The sequence below is a fragment of the Niallia sp. FSL K6-0212 genome, from assembly GCF_038007605.1.
In the GTDB taxonomy this organism is placed as follows: domain Bacteria; phylum Bacillota; class Bacilli; order Bacillales; family Cytobacillaceae; genus Niallia; species Niallia circulans.
Map to the genome: position 1 here is coordinate 2,870,189 of NZ_JBBOXL010000001.1, position 17,422 is coordinate 2,887,610.

Below are 17,422 nucleotides of genomic sequence, written 5' to 3' on the forward strand. Positions count from 1 at the left end.
ATGAAATACCTTAGCTTTCACGTTTCACTGCAAAAGGTGGTTGCTCCATCCAGCCATTTTTAATCATAATTTTAGCAGCATCTTCTGTAAATAAACCTATCTGTGTTAATGCTCTTGTATACATAAAGGCAATATCATGCCGACCATTTACAGCTATTGAGTTACCAAAGGATCTAATTTTCATCGAAAACATATCCATTTTATGAAATAACATTATTTTATCCGAAAAAGGAGAAACAGTTGATGTTGTAATTAAGTGATCAAGAAACGATGGTGTTGGTAAATGATCATTATGTAGTTTTTCCATATACTGTTCAACATGCTTATCGGTAAAGTTCTTTCCTCTAATAAAGAGTTCCCGAATCTCTTCTTGTTGGACAACTTGACTAAATGCCATAATCAATGCTTTACTCGCTACATTGTTCTCGATATTATCGTAAAGATGTGCTATTTCTAATGCATGTAATGATCTTACATGTCCAAAATAACCATTTAAAAAATCCTTTTGAACAAACATTTGACTTTCAGGAATGGGAATAATAGGCGGTTTACGGGTAAAGCCCTTTTTCATTAATATTTCCTTAATTTGCTCTATTAAACGTACGGTAGAACTCATACAATATTGGAAAAATTCTTTTACATCCTTTCGAAAAACAAGGGGAATAGCTACGTTATAAATGCTTATTCCAGCCTTAGCGGCATACTTAAGATAATGAACATAGTATTCATCTTCAAACAAACGAGGTGCTTGAAGGTTTACATCTTCTTCTAGGGAAAAACCTTTTGGCAATGGAAAATTCTCCTTTGAAAGTATTTCTGCTGATATAGATAAAAATTCTGTGCTCAATTTTAAGGCATTTTTCAATAGCTTTTTAATATCAGAATCCTCGATATGCTGAAGGAAATAATGGAGAAAACATTTTGACATGCTGTTGCCCATATACGTTGCCCAAAGTTTACCTAATTCTGCTGATGTTAGCTTTTCACTTAGGTCAGTTTGTTTTAAATCTATATTCAATGGTTTAGGTTTCGCGTCCATCTCAAAAAACTCCTTTAGTTGGTTTTGTTTTAGTATTCACAGACATATTTAATCGTATGCTAAATTTACCTATTAATATTGAATCAATTTTTTAGCTTTTTCTTTTTTGTAAGGGAAGACCTTTCACTCTATGTACCAATCGTTTAGAATAATTACAGAAAAGAAAACTTATAGGAGTAGAAAATGAAAATACTAATAGTTGAAGATGATAAAACAATTGCTTCTGGTTTAGATTACAGTTTACAAAGTGAAAATTATGAAACAATTATTTGTCATGATGCCAAAGGCGCGAGAAAAACGATAGAGGCAGAGCTTAATCAAATCGATCTATGTTTATTTGACTTGTCTCTGCCAGATGGTTCTGGTTATGAATTATGTGAGCTTGTGAAAAGTAAATCAGATAAGCCCGTTATCTTTTTAACTGCATTAGATGATGAAGTTAATGTAGTAATGGGCCTTGATATGGGGGCAGATGACTATATTACTAAACCGTTTCGCCTGAGAGAGCTTCTTTCAAGAATAAAATCCGTATTGCGCCGCTACAATGTACAGCAACAAAATACTCCTTTCATCGAAATAGACGATATTCGTATTAATACATTGGAAGGAAAGATCTATAAAAAGGCTGAAGAAGTGGTAGTCACGGCCCTGGAATACCGGTTATTTCTGATATTCGCCAATAATTTAGGCCAAGTTTTAACAAGGACACAGCTATTGGAGCGAATCTGGGATGTTGCAGGGGATTTTGTTAATGACAATACCTTAACAGTTTACATTAAAAGGCTCCGCGAGAAATTAGAAGATAATCCCCAAAAGCCAACCATTATAAAAACTGTCCGTGGTCTTGGTTATAAGGTAGGTGACTAGTAATGCTTCGTAATCGTGAAGTGAAAGTAATGATGATCGTTTTAGTATGCATAAGTATCTTAGCGATTATATATGCACTGATCTCCTTTTCTTTCGCTGCAGCCGTTTATTTGTTTATCGTTATCAGCATTATTTTTATTATCTTTTTTTTATTTACAAGATTCCGTTATAAGGAAATAAAACAGCTTTCGAGCTACTTACAGCGAATAAGTAATGGAGATGAAAGTCTGGACATCCGCGATAATGTTGAAGGCGAATTAAGTATCTTAAAAAATAATATCTATAAAGTTACCTTAATGCTTTCTGAAAATAGCACACTTCTTCGTCAGGAAAAATTAAAACTGACAGATGCAATTTCTGATATCTCTCATCAATTGAAAACGCCGCTGACTTCCATGGTGGTTATGACTGATTTGTTAAGCGATCCTCATCTGGAAGAATCAAGAAGGCGTGAGTTTACGAATAATATCTCGATACAGCTGGAAAGAATGGAGTGGTTAGTTTCTTCTTTGCTGAAATTATCGAAAATGGATGCTGGGACGATTCCTTTTAAAAAGGAAAAAGTAGTTGTGAAAGCACTAATTCATAAGGCAGTTGAACCAGTATTAATTCCGATGGATATAAAAGAACAGACTTTGCAGATTACTGGAGATGATAGTGTTACATACATAGGTGATTTTAACTGGACAGTAGAAGCAATAATAAATATTTTAAAAAATTGTGTAGAGCATACCGGAGAAGGTGGACAAATACACATTAACTTCGCGGAAAATGTCTTGTTTACAGAAATGGTTATTCAAGATAACGGCAAGGGGATCGCTAAAAAAGATTTACCTTACATTTTCAAACGATTCTATAAAGGGGAAAATGCTAGTGAAGACAGCATCGGCATAGGCTTAGCAATGGCCTATAGTATTATAAAAAGCCAGCATGGGGATATTGAAGTAAGAAGTAAGATAGGAGAAGGAACTACTTTTCATATTAAATTCTATAAACAAGTGATTTAGTGAAATTGAGTTATGGATGATAGCGGAAATTAGAATAGATGAAAAAGAGAATTCGTTTTACTGTGGGGAGGCGTTCATTGAAGGAATGAACGCCATAATTTGTTCGGATGGAAGGGAAAGCGGCGTTCATAAAGAGGATGAAAACCAAAATTGGTTCGGCATGAAGGAAAAGTAGTGTTCATAGAGGGAATGAAAGCCAAAATTGGTTCGACCGGAAAGAAAAGTGGTGTTCATAAAGAGGATGAAAGCCAAAATTGGTTCGACAGCAAGGAAAAGTGGTGTTCATAGAGGGAATGAAAGCCAAAATTGGTTCGACCGGAAGGAAAAATGGTGTTCATATAGAGGATGAAATCCATATCTGTTCGGCAGCAAGAAAAAGTAGTGTTCATCCAAAGGAGCCCCCAATATCAATAAATTAACACAAAAGAGCTATAACCATTTAAAGTGACTAAATTGTCACTTTAAAGTCACTCAATAGTCACTTTAGACAGGTAGACTAAGAGCATCAAGTAATTGGAGGGCGAATAAATGGAAATTTTAAAAATAGAAAATCTGTCTAAAGTATATGGAAAAGGGGAAACAGCTGTTAAAGCATTGGATAACGTATCCTTTTCTGTTAATAAGGGGGAGTTTGTAGCAATAATTGGACCATCTGGGTCAGGGAAATCGACTTTGCTTCATATGCTAGGTGGGGTAGATAGACCAACAAGTGGAAAAGTTTTTGTAGATAATACAGATATATATCAATTAAATGAAACACAATTAGCTATTTTTAGGAGAAGACAAATTGGTCTTATCTATCAATTTTATAACTTAATCCCCATTTTGTCGGTAGAAGAAAATATTACGCTGCCTCTTCTATTAGATAATCACAAAGTAGATATAGAACAATTTAATCGCATTGTTTCGATATTAGGTCTGCAGCAAAGATTAGATCACCTGCCTAATCAATTATCAGGGGGACAGCAGCAGCGCGTATCCATTGGACGAGCACTTATCAGTAATCCCGCAATTATGCTGGCAGATGAGCCTACAGGGAATTTAGACAGTAAAAATAGTGAAGAGATTATGGAACTATTAAAAATGTTTAATAAAACCTATAATCAAACACTTATTGTTATTACCCATGATGAACGGATTGCATTACAAGCGGATCGTGTCATTTCTGTTGAGGATGGAAAAATCGCCAAAAATGAGGTGATTCGTCCATGAATATAATGAATAAACTTACTTTGAGAAATTTAAAGGAGAATAAGCGAAGAACACTGGTGACGATTATTGGCGTTATTATTTCTGTCAGTATGTTGACAGCTGTTGCCACTCTTGGTGTTTCTTTTATTGATCTATTAAAAAGAGATACGATAGCAAGGGGCGGAGAATGGCATGCGCAGTTTATAGGTGTGAATAGCGAGCAAGCTAAAGAGATAAAAAAAGATAGCAAAATTGAAAAAGTTATCTTATCAAGTGATTTGGGTTATGCGGAATGGAAGGATTCGAAAAACGAAAATAAACCGTACTTATTTTTTAAACAATATGATGAGCAAGGATTTGAGCAATTTCCAATTCGTTTAAAAGAAGGAACGTATCCAAAATCTTCGAATGAAATTATCATATCTGATGAAATGAGGAAGAAAGGGAATAGTTCTTATGCCATCGGCGAGGAAATAAAAGTTAGTATTGGGGAAAGACATTTAAAATCAGATGGAGAAGATACGATATTAACACAAACAGATCCTTTGCAAAGGAATGAAGAAGGAGAAAAAACGGAGGAAATCCAGCAAGCAAAAGCAGCTACATTCAAAATTGTGGGGATTATGGAAACCCCATCATGGGAATCTTCATGGGCACCAGGCTATACAGTAATTAGCTATTTGGACCAAAAGGAGTTAACGACTAACAGCAGCGTCAATGCAAGTGTAGTCATGAAAAAGGTAAAGCAATCTTTATATGAGGACTTGGAATCCTTAGCAAAGAAATTATCTATTGCCAAAGTAAATTTTAATGATGAGCTCCTGCGTTATGAGGGAGTATCTTCACATGATAATGTGCTTGTTACGATGTATTCTCTATTAGGAATTATTATAGTTGTAATTGTAATTGGTTCTGTCGCATTGATTTATAATGCTTTTGCCATCAGTGTGTCAGAACGGGCAAGACATTTAGGCATGCTTTCTAGTGTCGGCGCAACTAAGAAACAAAAAAGAAATTCAGTGTTTTTTGAAGGCACAGTTATAGGAGGCATCAGCATCCCGATAGGAATCCTTGCGGGACTAGCAGGAATTGGTGCGACATTCTATTTTATAAACAAATATTTTAAAGTAGCTTTAAACACTACAGAAGGCCTGAATGTAGTAGTAACGCCTTATTCCATCTTATTTTCCATTCTGATTTCCATTGTAACAATTTTTATTTCTACCTATCTGCCAGCAAGAAAGGCATCAAAGATTTCAGCAATAGATGCAATAAGACAAACACAAGATATTAAATTAACTGGAAAAAAAGTAAAAACTTCTAAACTTGTGCGCAAGGTATTTGGCTTAGAAGCGGAAATTGGCTTGAAAAATTTAAAACGTAATAAACGAAGATATCAAACAACTGTTTTTTCGTTGGTTATAAGTATTTTGCTTTTCTTAACTGTAGCATATTTCACAGATAATATGAAAAAATCAGTTGGGCTATCACAGAAAAATATTGATTATGATATTGCAGTGTCTGCTGATTCTAATACTACAGAGGAAGAGATGCAGATTTTAGCCAATGCACCTAGTGTTACAAAAAGTAATGTAATTAAAAGCACCTATGTGAACACTTATCTTGCTGAAGATGTATTAAGTAAAAATAATAAGGAAAAAGTGAAGAAAGATAAAACTATTCTAGAGAATGGTAAACTATCATTTAATGTGAATTTCTTTGTGCTATCTGATGCAGCTTTGCAGAAATATGCTAAAACTGCAGGCTTTAATTCCCAAGAATATACGAATCCTAATGTTCCAAAAGGTATTGTAATAGAGAACGTTTCTTATTTTGATCCATATGAAAAGAAATTTGTGGAAGAAAAAGTGATAAATGCAAAACCTGGTGAGTATGTGGATCTCTATCGCTACAATTTTGACAAGGAAAAGGATGAAAAGTTTAATAAGATTCAAATTGGTACTTTTACCAATGAAACGATAATGGGGATTGATGCTAATAGTCATGGAACAATTACCATGATTATATCCGACGAGGTAGCAAAGGAATTATTTAAAAATGAAAATATGGATATGAATTACACGCTCTATTTAAACAGCGATAATCCAGAGAAAACCCAAGAGGAATTAGAAGATCTAAAAACAAGCTCGGTCTATATCTACAATGTCGAAAAAGATCGTAAGCAATCAGAGCAGATGATTATGATGATGTCTGTCTTTATGTATGGGTTTATTACGCTCATCTCATTAATTAGTATTGCCAATATCTTTAATACCATTTCTACAAGCATTTCTTTGCGAAAAAGGGAATTTGCCATGCTGCGTTCGGTTGGAATGACCCCAACTGGCTTTAATAAAATGATCTATTTTGAGAGCATTTTTTATGGAATAAAAGCATTGATGTATGGTCTTCCAATTAGTATTGGAGTAATAGCTATCATATACTGGTCGATAAGCAATACATTTGAATATGGTTTTGCGCTTCCGTGGATGAGTATTCTCTATGTAGTTATTGCGATATTTATCATTGTCGCTTCTGCTATGCTATATTCAGTCAGCAAAATTAAGAAAGAGAATATTATCGATGGTTTAAAGCAAGAGAATATTTAATAGAAATAAAATAAGAATGAGAAAAAACTCGTCCGTTTTGGCGGGTTTTTCTCATAGGAAAAAGCAAGCAGGTAAGTGAAAAAAATATAGAATCGGTAAGTATGGTAGAGGAGGGGAATATGAAGAGAGATATTTTACAACAAAATAAAAAAGCTGGAATCAAGCAGCCCATCATTTTAACGGGATTTATGCACTACCTAGTTATGGCACGCTTAGCAAATAAAAGAAGAATGAAGGCAACAAATAAAAAATCCTTGATATCGGCTGTGGCAGCGGACATTCTTTTGCTTTATATGGCGGACAAAGGGGCTTAGCCAAAGTAAAAATGAGTACTTTTATAAAAGAATTGCTTAAAGCAGGATTTACAATTGAATCTGTTATAGAAAGCGAGTTTTCCAAAAGCTTGGAAACGGTCGAGGCTGAAATCTCTCATCGCTATTATTCCTTATACAAAGCAAGGAAATTTCCAACTACTATGATTATTAAAGCGAGAAGAACATGACATGTGGGAAGCCGCATGTCCTTTTTAGTATTTCAAGTCTTTAAAAAAGAAAGCAAAAACTATTTCCGGCAATTGGGATTGTAACAAAAAGAAGTACAACGTTATTATTAGACATTCCTAATATTGGATTTTATAATTTAATTATCTGCTAGTTTGTTAAAGTTATCACATTAGAAGCAATCTTTGATTAATTGCATTTGTAAACGCATTCTTATAGGAGTATTGAAACCAGGATAAAAATAAGGTTGGAACTTTCCCTTTAATGTTCAGTGTAATCAATACCTTATTTTTAAATATACGAAAAAGGGGATTTGAAAATGGTAACTTCTTTAAATGCAGCAGCTGTATTGGACACAGAGTATGGTCTTTATATTAATGGACAGTGGCAAAAGGGTTCGGAAGGGAAGCTGATGGCAAGCTTCAATCCAAGTAACGGCGAAAAGCTAGCTGACTTTGTTGATGCAACCTATACAGATGTGGATCAAGCAGTGGATGCAGCAACAGAAGCTTTAAAATCCTGGAAAAAAGTAAGTTTATTAAATAGAAGTAACTTACTATTAAAAATTGCCGATTTAATCGATGAAAATGCGGAAAAATTAGCGTTAGTAGAAACATTGGATAATGGAAAACCGATAAGAGAAACAAGAAATATAGATGTGCCATTAAGTTCGGACCATTTCCGCTATTTTGCAGGGGTCATTCGCTCTGAAGAAGGAACTGCCCAAGCCTTTGATAAAGATACTCTATCTATTTCGATTAAAGAGCCGATCGGAGTTGTCGGACAAATTATCCCTTGGAATTTTCCCCTTTTAATGGCTGCGTGGAAAATCGCCCCAGCTATTGCTGCAGGCAATACGGTCGTTATTCATCCATCTTCTTCTACTTCTTTAAGTGTGCTGGAGCTGGCCAAAATATTAGATCAAGTTTTACCAAAAGGGGTAGTCAATGTAATTACTGGTCGCGGCTCTCATTCCGGGGACTATATGTTAAAGCATCAGGGATTTGCGAAGATTGCCTTTACAGGATCTACAGAAATTGGCCAAGAAGTTGCTGTGGCTGCAGCAAAAAGGCTTATTCCCTCTACACTTGAGCTGGGCGGAAAGTCAGCAAATATCATTTTCAACGATGCGCCAATGGAGCGAGCTTTAGAAGGGGTTCAATTAGGCATCCTCTTTAACCAAGGACAAGTATGCTGTGCTGGTTCCCGAATTTTTATCCAAGAAGGAATTTATGAGGAGTTTCTTGCGAAAATGAAGCTGGCTTTTGAGGATGTAAAAGTTGGCTTGCCTTGGGAAGAAGATGTCGTGATGGGTTCACAAATAAATGAACGCCAACTAGAGCAAATTTTAGAATATGTAAAAATTGGAGAAGATGAGGGTGCTAGAGTTGTAACAGGTGGGTGCAGGCTCATAAATAACGGATTAGAAAATGGTGCATTTATGGCTCCGACGATTCTAGCTGATGCTACCAATGATATGCGTATTGCCCAAGAAGAGATTTTTGGCCCAGTTGCAGCAGTCATTAAATTTAAGACCGAAGAAGAGGTTATTGAGCTGGCTAACCAATCAGAGTTTGGCCTTGGAGGAGCGGTGTTCTCAAGAGATATTAATACAGCATTGCGTGTAGCAAGAAGTGTGGAAACAGGCCGGATGTGGGTGAATACGTATAATCAACTACCAGCGGGAGCGCCATTTGGCGGTTACAAGAAATCAGGAATCGGCAGGGAAACATATAAGAGCATCTTAGAAGGCTATACACAGACGAAAAATATATATATTGTAACGAAAGAAGAAACAGAGGGATTATATTAAAGGAAGAGGAAGCTGTTAAGACATTGTCTTAGCGGCTTTTTTCTATGCTTGGAATTTCATGTATAATTTGCTCTTAGATAAAAAGAAATTTAATTTAGTACTTTCGTGAACTTTTTCCAAAGTAGAAAGTCTAATGTATAGGAACAAAGAGGAGGTGATTAATTGGAAGAATTAGAGATTAACAGAAAAGCTATTAAAGGAGATGATGATGCCTTTCTGGAAGTCATGCAATTACATAAAGAATCACTGTTAAGGGCTGCTTTAGCATTTCTCAAAGACGAAGACGCAGCAATAGAAGCCTTGCAGGAAGTAACCTATCGGGCATATAAAAAAATACATACCATTAAGGAACCAGCCTATTTAAAAACATGGCTGACAAGGATTATGATTAATTACTGTCAAGATCAAGTAAAGAGGAAGAATCGGATTATTTCTGATAAACAACTATATGACGTATCTGTCCACCAAAACCAATCGTTAATCGAATTAAAGGAAGCCCTTGGAATGTTATCATGTGAAGACCAGCAATTAATCTATTTAAAATACTTTCAAAATACGAAAATCAAAGAAATCGCCGCAATGGAAAATATTCCAGAAGGAACGGTAAAGTCTCGATTACATAAAGTACTGAAAACGCTTCGGCTATATTTTAAAGAGAAAGGAGCGAGTGATCATGTATGAAGAAGAGGAACAAAGATTGTCTAGGTTAAAGGCTGATTTAGAAAAAGCAGCATTACCGCTCGAAAAAGCAGAAGAAGCCATATTAAGCGGAATTTTGAAAGCTAAACAGGAAAAAAATCGGGCGAAGAAAAAACAAAAAAGATTAATCGGGCTTGCAATTGCTGCAATAATCATCATTTCCTTTGTAACATCTATTCGGATTTCTCCAACCTTCGCAAATGCTCTCTCGTCCATCCCTGGAATGGAATGGTTGATTGGTTATATTGAACAAGATAAAGGGTATTCTGCCATTATCGAAAATGATTATTATCAAAAGGTAGATGTTTCTGAGACAAAAGGTGATTTAACGTTAACGATTAACGGAGTGATTATAGATGAATCAGGAATAAATATTTTTTATACATTACAGTCTACTAAGTCTCTAACTGGTGGAAAGATAAAGGATGTTAATCTTTTTAATAAAGAAGAATTTCCTGAGCATGCACAAAGCAATAATGTCTTTTTTGCTGATGATATCGAAAATGAATTTCAGGATAAGGTGGAATACCAATTTGTTAAACCTTTTTCCTTTAAGGAATTAAAGTTTAACTTTGAATTCATTACAGTAATAGACAACAGAGAAATAAAATTTCTGATTCCTTTTGAGCTAAAGGAAAATGTAAAGAAGCAGATTACTTATCCAATAAACCAAGTGGTGGAAGTAGAGAATCAAAAAATGACGATTGAAGAAATGATTGTCTATCCTTTAAGAATTGGTGTAAAAGTAGCATTCGATCCAGCAAATACAAAGGAAATTTTGGGATTTGAAGATATGCGCTTAGAAAATGAGAACGGTGAAGTGTGGTCGTCTATTGCAAATGGAGTTGTAAATACAACTTTGAGTAAGTATGAAAAAATGTATTATCTCCAATCAAATTATTTTGAAAAACCAAAGGACCTTTATTTGCGGATCAATAAACTAATGGCGATTGATAAAGAAGAAGCGATGGTTATCGTGAATACAGAAACAAATACATTGATAAACAATCCGAAAGATGAAAGGCTAAAATTAGGGAAAACATCTAAAACACAAGTGGAATTTTCTATGGATTCGAATAGTGAGGAAGATCCAAAAGATCTCTTTAGTACTGCAATTGCTGCAGATGGAAAAGAATTATCCATTTCTAAGATAGAAAGTAGAAGCTCGCACAAAGAAATAAGTTGGATTTTATCTTTTGATAACACAATGTATAAAAATCCTTTAAAGCTCAAATTGGCTGCTTATCCAAACTATATTAAAGGAGATATAAAAGTAAAATTAAAATAAAAGGATAGGCTTTATTTAGTAAGGTAAAAAGGAATTCAAAAAAAATGAAAACCAATTTTTATCATAAATTAGGCATGGAGGTAGAAAAATGAAAAATAGTTCATCCATAATTTTTGGGTTAGCGATAATAATAGGTTTCACCATATTAGGTTTGTTCATATTGTCTGCATTTGGTAAAGAGTCTATAAAAGTAGAAAATGTTAATGAGGATTATAGATATGAATTAGTTCCTGCAAATGAGAATAATATTATCATTTTCGATAAGAAGACTGGTGAATATTGGAGCAAATTTATCCCAAGCAATGAAGGTCCTACTAATTGGGAGAAAGGCGATTTTCCAACAAATAATAGCAGTAAATAATAGACTAAGTGCATTGACCACCTTTCTTTGATCTGAACCCAAAAAGTTAGACACGGGATTTAGGCAGCTACTAGGGCATGAGTTCGATATTGCACCGGACTCATGCCTTTTAATTTTGTCTTAATCCGTTTGTGGTTATAGTAGTGAATGTAATTCTCTAATTCTTCTTTAAAATGCTGCATACTCTCAAATTCTTTTAAATAGAGTAATTCAGACTTTAATAAGCCAAAGAAATTCTCCATGACTGCGTTATCTAAACAATTCCCCTTACGTGACATACTTTGAGTAATCTCATGTTTCTTTAAAGCATGTTGGTACTTCTTCATTTGATAATGCCAACCTTGATCCGAATGGAGGATAGGGGTGTCACCCTCTTTCAAATGCTCAAAAGCTTTGTCCAGCATTTTCGAAACAAGTAGATAAACAGGACGCTTTTCTATGTTATAAGCGATGATTTCTCCGTTGAATAAATCTAGAACGGGGGACAAATATAGCTTCTCCCCGTGTAGATGGAATTCTGTTACATCCGTTACCCACTTTTCGTTTGGTTTCGATGCTTTAAAATCACGTTCCAAAATATTTGGGGCTATTTTCCCTACTTGCCCACGGTAGGAACGATATTTTTTCATACGCACAAGACACTTTAATCCCATCTCATTCATAAGACGGCGGACTGTTTTATGATTTATTTTGATGCCTCGGTTATGTAATTCTAATGTGATCCGACGATATCCATATCGTCCCTGATGTTCATCAAAAATCTCCTGAATTAACTCTTTAACTTCCTTATATTTATCTGGGCGATCCATTTGTTTTACCCAATAGTAATACGTACTACGCGCAATACCAGCGACCTTTACTAGATCAATCACTTTAAATTCTTGCCTTAATTCATAAATTATTTGCGCTTTGTCCTGTTCTGTAGTTTTTCCTTTTCTTGAATTAAGGCATGTAACTTTTTTAAGTAAGCATTCTCCATCCGTAAACGTTCATTTTCAGCTTGTAATGCTTCTTCAGACCCTTCTACTGGTTGAGGTTTATTCGTTTCCTTTTTCATTGGTGGGCGCCCCTTTTGTGTTGGTTTCAGGGCGTCAATTCCATGTAATTCAAAACCTTTTTGCCATTTTAGAATGGTACTATGTGTTGCAATGTTAAATATTGCAGCAGTTTCCCTTATAGACGTCCCTGTCTCTCTCATATAATTCAGTACGTCTAGTTTAAACTGTGTTGTATAAGATGTATAGGGTTTTATTAAAGCATCGGCACCATGATATTCATATTGTTTTATCCAATTTAATAAGACTGTATGATGTACCCCTATGGATTTCGCAATAAATTTTACCCCCTCCGTTCCCTGTAGATAACGAATAACTGCTTCTATTTTTTCCTCTATATTAAATTTAGACATATAAAAACTGCACCTCCAACTGTTAGTTTGTGTCTAACAATTGGGGTGCAGTTCACTTTTGAGGTGGTTTTTTATTGTGCTTTTCCGTATCCTTATTGTTTTGTCGTTGATTTTATATAGTTTTGTTCAGTGTATTTCACTGTCCTTTCACGAAGATATATCTGAGAATAAAATATTAATCAAGGTTTTATATAGATAGCGTTGTCTTGCATAAATTTACCGATCTGTTTAACTGACTACATAATAGAAAAAGAATAATCCCTGCTATCAAACTAACTATTTCTTAATCATTCGGGTGTTGTAAGCAGTATATTTTTATGTTATATTGGAAGCAACGTAAACGTTTACGTAAAGGATGAAAAAAATGACGATAACGATAAAAGATATAGCAAATGCTGCAAAGGTGTCTACAGCAACTGTTTCGCGAGTTTTAAATGGAGCAGGTGGTTATAACGAAGAGACAAAGAAGAAAATCCTCCAAATCGCAGAAGAACTAGGTTACCGAAGAAATGAAATGGCGAGAAGCTTAGTAAAAAAATCTAGTAATTTAATTGGTATTATAATGCCGAGTGTATCAACCATTTTTTATGCAGATATTGTTAATGGAATAGAGAAGGTGGCACAAAAACAAGGTTTTAGTGTTATTTTATCTCATGCAGGAGTTAAAGGTAATCGTTTAATTCATTGCTTGAAGATGCTGGAAGAAAGAAAAGTGGATGGGCTTGTTATTGTATCCATTCCATTAATGGAAGACCAAATTCAAGCTATTGAATCATTGAGTATTCCATATGTGTTATTGTCAACAGATACACCGAATAAACAAATACCATTTATAAAAGTAGATGATTATGAAGCTGCTTATGCTGCTACAAAGTATCTAATAAATCATGGTCATCGAAAAATCGGCTTGGCAGGTGTTGATTACTCCGATCGAGTAGCTGGGACTCCAAGAATCGAAGGATATAAAAAAGCATTAAAAGATCATGGATTAAGCTTTTCTGCTAACGACATAAAAGCAGGAGACTATAGTTTTACGGCAGGAAAAGAAGCCCTTTATGCTTTTCGTACTGAAAAGAGTGGAATTACAGCAGTATTTTGTGTAAGTGATGAGGTAGCACTTGGCATCATTGCAGCGGCTTATGAATTAGGGATAAAAATACCAGAGGACCTTTCCGTCATAGGTTACGATAATACGAGAGTTGCGGAAATGGCTGTACCACCCTTAACGGCCATTGAGCAGCCATTCCGATTAATGGGAGAGAAGGGCTGTTTCAAAATAATCGAGGCAATTCAGCAAAAGGCAGCAGTAAAAACAGAAATGCTTCCATTTAATATAGTAGAAAGAGCATCAGTAAAACATTGGAAGCATTAAATTTTTTTAAGTTAAACGTAAACGTTTACGCTTAGACGAATAATGAATAGAAAGTGGGTAACGAAATGGAAAAGAAATGGTGGCAAACATCGGTTGTATATCAAATTTATCCAAGAAGCTTTCAAGATAGTAATGGGGATGGAATTGGCGATATAAGAGGAATCATTAATCGTTTGGATTATTTGCAAAAGCTAGGCATTGATGTAATTTGGCTAAGCCCTGTATATAAATCACCAAATGATGATAATGGCTATGACATTAGTGATTATCAAGATATTATGGATGAGTTTGGCACAATGGCAGACATGGATGAATTAATTGCTGCGGCGAATGAAAAAGGAATTAAAATTGTCATGGATTTAGTAGTCAATCATACATCCGATGAACATAAGTGGTTTATAGAAGCAAAAAAAGGAAAAGACAATCCATACCGCGATTATTATATTTGGCGTGACCCAGTAAATGGCGAAGCTCCCAATGATTTAAAATCCACTTTTAGTGGTTCTGCTTGGGAATATGATGAAGAAAGCGGCCAATATTTCTTACATTTATTTAGTAAAAGACAACCAGATTTAAACTGGGAAAATAAAAAAGTCCGAGAAGAAGTTTGGAAAATGATGAACTATTGGTTAGACAAAGGAATCGGCGGCTTCCGAATGGACGTGATTGATTTAGTAGGAAAACAACCTGATATCGGTATTACTGGAAATGGTCCAAAGCTTCATGATTATATCCGAGAAATGAATGAAAAATCGTTTGGCAATTATGATGTTTTAACAGTAGGAGAAACATGGGGAGCAACACCGGAGATTGCTAAATTATATTCCAATCCAGCTAGAAAAGAGCTTTCGATGGTCTTTCAGTTTGAGCATATTGGTTTAGATAAGCAAGAAGGCAAACAAAAATGGGATCTCAAGCCATTAGAAATCAATCAATTAAAAACCATTCTTGCTAAATGGCAGACTTCGCTTGGAAATGAGGGCTGGAACAGCTTATTCTGGAATAATCATGATTTACCAAGGATTGTTTCGCGTTGGGGGAATGATAAAGAATATCGGGTAGAAAGTGCAAAAATGTTTGCCATTCTCTTGCATTTAATGAAAGGAACACCTTACATCTATCAAGGTGAAGAAATCGGTATGACCAATTGCCCGATCACAGATATTAGTCAAGTAAATGATATTGAAAGCATTAATATGTATCATGAGCGATTAGCAAAAGGATATACGAAAGAGGAGATTCTTCATTCTATTAATGTAAAAGGCAGAGACAATGCAAGAACGCCTCTTCAATGGGATGATACGGAAAATGGCGGTTTTACCACAGGGACACCTTGGCTTCATGTAAATCCCAACTATACGGAGATAAATGTGAAAAATAATTTAGAAGATCCTAATTCTGTCTTTTATTGCTATCAATCTTTGATTCAATTAAGAAAGGATAACCCAATCATTGTATGGGGAGATTTCGAATTAATCGAAGATACAGAAGAAGAAATTTTTGCCTATACTCGCAAGTTTGAAGGAGAGACATGGATTGTAATTGCTAACTTTAGTGCGCAAGAAAGAAGTCTAAATATGCCTGTGTTTGGCGAGAGTGAGGATATCATCATTAGCAACTATCACCGACAGCATGCTGACTTTTCGAAATTACAGTTAAAGCCATATGAAACATTCGCCGTAAGAGTCCATTAATAATAGTAGAAAGCTGTTAACAACCAGAGGTGTTGGCAGCTTTTTTTTGTGAAATTCTGTCTTCCTAGTAAAAAAAGATATTATCAAGTTTGATAAAATAAAGTAAAATAGATAAATAGAATAGTTAATATGTTAAACAAACTACATTAGATACTACTAATGTCATGAAATTTTTTTTGAAAAGTGAAATGAAGGCGATTTCAGATTTAGATTTTAGGGTAAAGATATTCATTTGAGTAATAGGAAAGATGTAGAGAATATACTTAAAGAGGAGAGGTTCATATGAATTACAGCAAAAGATCAATGGGAGAAGTAAATGGAGCAGATGTAACGGAATTTACTTTTACAAATAATAACGGAATGAGTTTTTCTAGTATGAATTATGGCTGCATTATTACGAAGATAATCGTACCTGATAAAGAAGGAAACAAGGAAAATGTAGTGCTTGGTTTTGAAACATTAGAAGAGTATCGAGAAAATAAAGGGCCATATTTAGGTGCCATTGTAGGAAGAGTTGCCGGAAGAATTAAAGAAGGAAAATTTGAACTTAATGGAAAAGAGTACCGCTTGAATACCAATACCCCTCCTAATCATTTGCATGGCGGAAATATAGGATGGAGTGAAGTAGTCTTTGCATCTTCAATAGTAGAAAAGGATGATGCAATAGGCATCCGTTATACATATCATAGTCCAGACGGAGAAGAAGGATATCCAGGTAATTTTGACTTAACTGTAGATTATCTATTAACAAATGATAATGAAATAATCTTATCTTATAGCGGGAAAACGGATAAAGAAACACCTGTTACCGTAACTAACCATTCTTATTTTAATTTAAGCGGTAATAACAAAAGAGATATTTTAGAGCACGAGCTGATTGCAGATGTCGATCGCTTTCTAGAGCTTAGGGAAGATTTTATTCCGACCGGAAAAATGATTCCAACAAATAACACTCCATTTGATTTTGCAGAAGGCAAGGCATTGAAAGAAGGAAAGGACAATGATTTTGAACAAAATAGAATAGTAGGAAATGGATACGATCATCCACTTGTGTTTGCAGAAAACGGCTCTCATTCTGCTATTTTGCGAGATCGAGAAAGTGGACGGGAAATGTCGTTAATTACAAATCAGCCTGCAGTCGTTCTTTATACAGGGAATATGTTAGAGGATCAATATCGTTTCAATGGGGTAATAGCTAAAAAGTATTTAGGGGTATGCTTGGAGACGCAGGGGCTTCCCGATGCAGTCAATCATCCTCAATTTCCATCCGTTGTTTTAAAGCCAGGAGAAACATATCATGCTGAAACAAAACTGAAATTCCGAGTAACGGAGTAGAAAAAGACGAAAAGAGGAAAAAATCAACTGGAATGGTTTTTCCTCTTTTTTTGCTGCAAAGGAGACGACCATTATAAATTTGTCACAAACCAACCTTTTCTTTATACCTTCATTCATCCTCATGATAACACCCTCCATTGTTACAAACCAAATGAAAGAAGTAAATATTGTCTCTGTATAGAGCAAAATAACGTTAATGTAAGTGCTATCATTTTTACTATAATGAAAGAAAATAAGAT

At 35.0% G+C, this 17,422-nt stretch carries 16 protein-coding genes; 14 read left to right on the forward strand and 2 right to left on the reverse strand.

Features of this window, described 5'->3' with window-relative positions; all coding sequences use genetic code 11:
* Window positions 1-10 precede the first annotated feature (10 nt).
* Window positions 11-1,039, reverse strand: a complete 1,029-nt coding sequence (locus MHH96_RS13530; protein WP_047941581.1) for a DUF3231 family protein — start codon at window positions 1,037-1,039, stop codon at window positions 11-13.
* Window positions 1,040-1,222: 183 nt separating this feature from the next.
* On the opposite strand from MHH96_RS13530, the gene MHH96_RS13535 reads away from it, so the two are divergent.
* The 11 genes from MHH96_RS13535 to MHH96_RS13585 all read left to right on the forward strand — a co-directional run bounded on the left by MHH96_RS13535 (window position 1,223) and on the right by MHH96_RS13585 (window position 11,374).
* Window positions 1,223-1,906, forward strand: a complete 684-nt coding sequence (locus MHH96_RS13535) for a response regulator transcription factor (RefSeq protein WP_047941582.1) — start codon at window positions 1,223-1,225, stop codon at window positions 1,904-1,906.
* 2 nt (window positions 1,907-1,908) lie between these two features.
* Window positions 1,909-2,913, forward strand: a complete 1,005-nt coding sequence (locus MHH96_RS13540; protein WP_047941583.1) for a sensor histidine kinase — start codon at window positions 1,909-1,911, stop codon at window positions 2,911-2,913.
* Window positions 2,914-3,063: 150 nt separating this feature from the next.
* Window positions 3,064-3,201 carry a hypothetical protein gene (locus MHH96_RS13545; RefSeq protein ID WP_328283106.1) on the forward strand — a complete coding sequence of 46 codons (138 nt, stop codon included), beginning with the start codon at window positions 3,064-3,066 and terminating at the stop codon, window positions 3,199-3,201.
* A gap of 240 nt (window positions 3,202-3,441) precedes the next feature.
* Window positions 3,442-4,125, forward strand: a complete 684-nt coding sequence (locus MHH96_RS13550; RefSeq protein WP_095257717.1) for an ABC transporter ATP-binding protein — start codon at window positions 3,442-3,444, stop codon at window positions 4,123-4,125.
* Window positions 4,122-6,713, forward strand: a complete 2,592-nt coding sequence (locus MHH96_RS13555) for an ABC transporter permease (protein WP_341117574.1) — start codon at window positions 4,122-4,124, stop codon at window positions 6,711-6,713. The genes MHH96_RS13550 and MHH96_RS13555 overlap by 4 nt, the downstream gene beginning before the upstream one ends.
* Before the next feature lie 119 nt (window positions 6,714-6,832).
* Window positions 6,833-7,027, forward strand: a complete 195-nt coding sequence (locus MHH96_RS13560) for a hypothetical protein (RefSeq protein ID WP_176473239.1) — start codon at window positions 6,833-6,835, stop codon at window positions 7,025-7,027.
* Window positions 7,028-7,038: 11 nt separating this feature from the next.
* Complete coding sequence (locus MHH96_RS13565; RefSeq protein WP_235976308.1) at window positions 7,039-7,215, forward strand: hypothetical protein; 177 nt, start codon at window positions 7,039-7,041, stop codon at window positions 7,213-7,215.
* Window positions 7,216-7,532: 317 nt separating this feature from the next.
* Window positions 7,533-9,026: an aldehyde dehydrogenase family protein gene (locus MHH96_RS13570; protein WP_328283104.1), complete on the forward strand. Its 1,494-nt coding sequence runs from the start codon at window positions 7,533-7,535 to the stop codon at window positions 9,024-9,026.
* 162 nt (window positions 9,027-9,188) lie between these two features.
* Window positions 9,189-9,707, forward strand: a complete 519-nt coding sequence (locus tag MHH96_RS13575) for a sigma-70 family RNA polymerase sigma factor (RefSeq protein ID WP_047941587.1) — start codon at window positions 9,189-9,191, stop codon at window positions 9,705-9,707.
* A complete protein-coding gene (locus MHH96_RS13580; protein WP_328283103.1) occupies window positions 9,700-11,013 on the forward strand; it encodes a DUF4179 domain-containing protein in 1,314 nt (437 codons plus the stop codon). Before MHH96_RS13575 ends, MHH96_RS13580 begins: the two co-directional genes overlap by 8 nt.
* 88 nt (window positions 11,014-11,101) lie before the next feature.
* Entirely contained in the window at window positions 11,102-11,374 is a 273-nt protein-coding gene (locus tag MHH96_RS13585; RefSeq protein WP_328283102.1) for a hypothetical protein, read from the forward strand.
* Window positions 11,375-11,433: 59 nt separating this feature from the next.
* Here MHH96_RS13585 and MHH96_RS13590 read toward each other — a convergent pair.
* Window positions 11,434-12,782, reverse strand: a protein-coding gene (locus MHH96_RS13590) for an IS3 family transposase (protein ID WP_144547513.1) whose coding sequence is annotated in 2 segments (ribosomal slippage) — window positions 11,434-12,326 and window positions 12,326-12,782 — 1,350 coding nt in all. Because the reading frame shifts where the segments join, the coding sequence is not laid out codon by codon here.
* A gap of 364 nt (window positions 12,783-13,146) precedes the next feature.
* Here MHH96_RS13590 and MHH96_RS13595 point away from each other — a divergent pair.
* From MHH96_RS13595 to MHH96_RS13605, 3 genes are all read left to right on the forward strand, one after another.
* Complete coding sequence (locus tag MHH96_RS13595; RefSeq protein ID WP_144544138.1) at window positions 13,147-14,154, forward strand: substrate-binding domain-containing protein; 1,008 nt, start codon at window positions 13,147-13,149, stop codon at window positions 14,152-14,154.
* Window positions 14,155-14,219: 65 nt separating this feature from the next.
* Complete coding sequence (locus tag MHH96_RS13600; protein WP_047941593.1) at window positions 14,220-15,848, forward strand: glycoside hydrolase family 13 protein; 1,629 nt, start codon at window positions 14,220-14,222, stop codon at window positions 15,846-15,848.
* A gap of 282 nt (window positions 15,849-16,130) precedes the next feature.
* A complete protein-coding gene (locus MHH96_RS13605) occupies window positions 16,131-17,183 on the forward strand; it encodes an aldose epimerase family protein (protein WP_047941594.1) in 1,053 nt (350 codons plus the stop codon).
* The last annotated feature ends 239 nt before the right edge of the window (window positions 17,184-17,422 follow it).

Excerpts from the sequence above, each read along its gene's own strand:
- MHH96_RS13530 (WP_047941581.1), bottom strand. The coding sequence starts at position 1,039 with ATGGACGCGAAACCTAAACCATTGAATATAGATTTAAAACAAACTGAC.
- MHH96_RS13560 (WP_176473239.1), top strand. The coding sequence starts at position 6,833 with ATGAAGAGAGATATTTTACAACAAAATAAAAAAGCTGGAATCAAGCAG.
- MHH96_RS13605 (WP_047941594.1), top strand. The coding sequence starts at position 16,131 with ATGAATTACAGCAAAAGATCAATGGGAGAAGTAAATGGAGCAGATGTA.
- MHH96_RS13555 (WP_341117574.1), top strand. The coding sequence starts at position 4,122 with ATGAATATAATGAATAAACTTACTTTGAGAAATTTAAAGGAGAATAAG.
- MHH96_RS13600 (WP_047941593.1), top strand. The coding sequence starts at position 14,220 with ATGGAAAAGAAATGGTGGCAAACATCGGTTGTATATCAAATTTATCCA.
- MHH96_RS13585 (WP_328283102.1), top strand. The coding sequence starts at position 11,102 with ATGAAAAATAGTTCATCCATAATTTTTGGGTTAGCGATAATAATAGGT.
- MHH96_RS13540 (WP_047941583.1), top strand. The coding sequence starts at position 1,909 with ATGCTTCGTAATCGTGAAGTGAAAGTAATGATGATCGTTTTAGTATGC.
- MHH96_RS13535 (WP_047941582.1), top strand. The coding sequence starts at position 1,223 with ATGAAAATACTAATAGTTGAAGATGATAAAACAATTGCTTCTGGTTTA.
- MHH96_RS13565 (WP_235976308.1), top strand. The coding sequence starts at position 7,039 with ATGAGTACTTTTATAAAAGAATTGCTTAAAGCAGGATTTACAATTGAA.
- MHH96_RS13595 (WP_144544138.1), top strand. The coding sequence starts at position 13,147 with ATGACGATAACGATAAAAGATATAGCAAATGCTGCAAAGGTGTCTACA.
- MHH96_RS13550 (WP_095257717.1), top strand. The coding sequence starts at position 3,442 with ATGGAAATTTTAAAAATAGAAAATCTGTCTAAAGTATATGGAAAAGGG.
- MHH96_RS13580 (WP_328283103.1), top strand. The coding sequence starts at position 9,700 with ATGTATGAAGAAGAGGAACAAAGATTGTCTAGGTTAAAGGCTGATTTA.
- MHH96_RS13570 (WP_328283104.1), top strand. The coding sequence starts at position 7,533 with ATGGTAACTTCTTTAAATGCAGCAGCTGTATTGGACACAGAGTATGGT.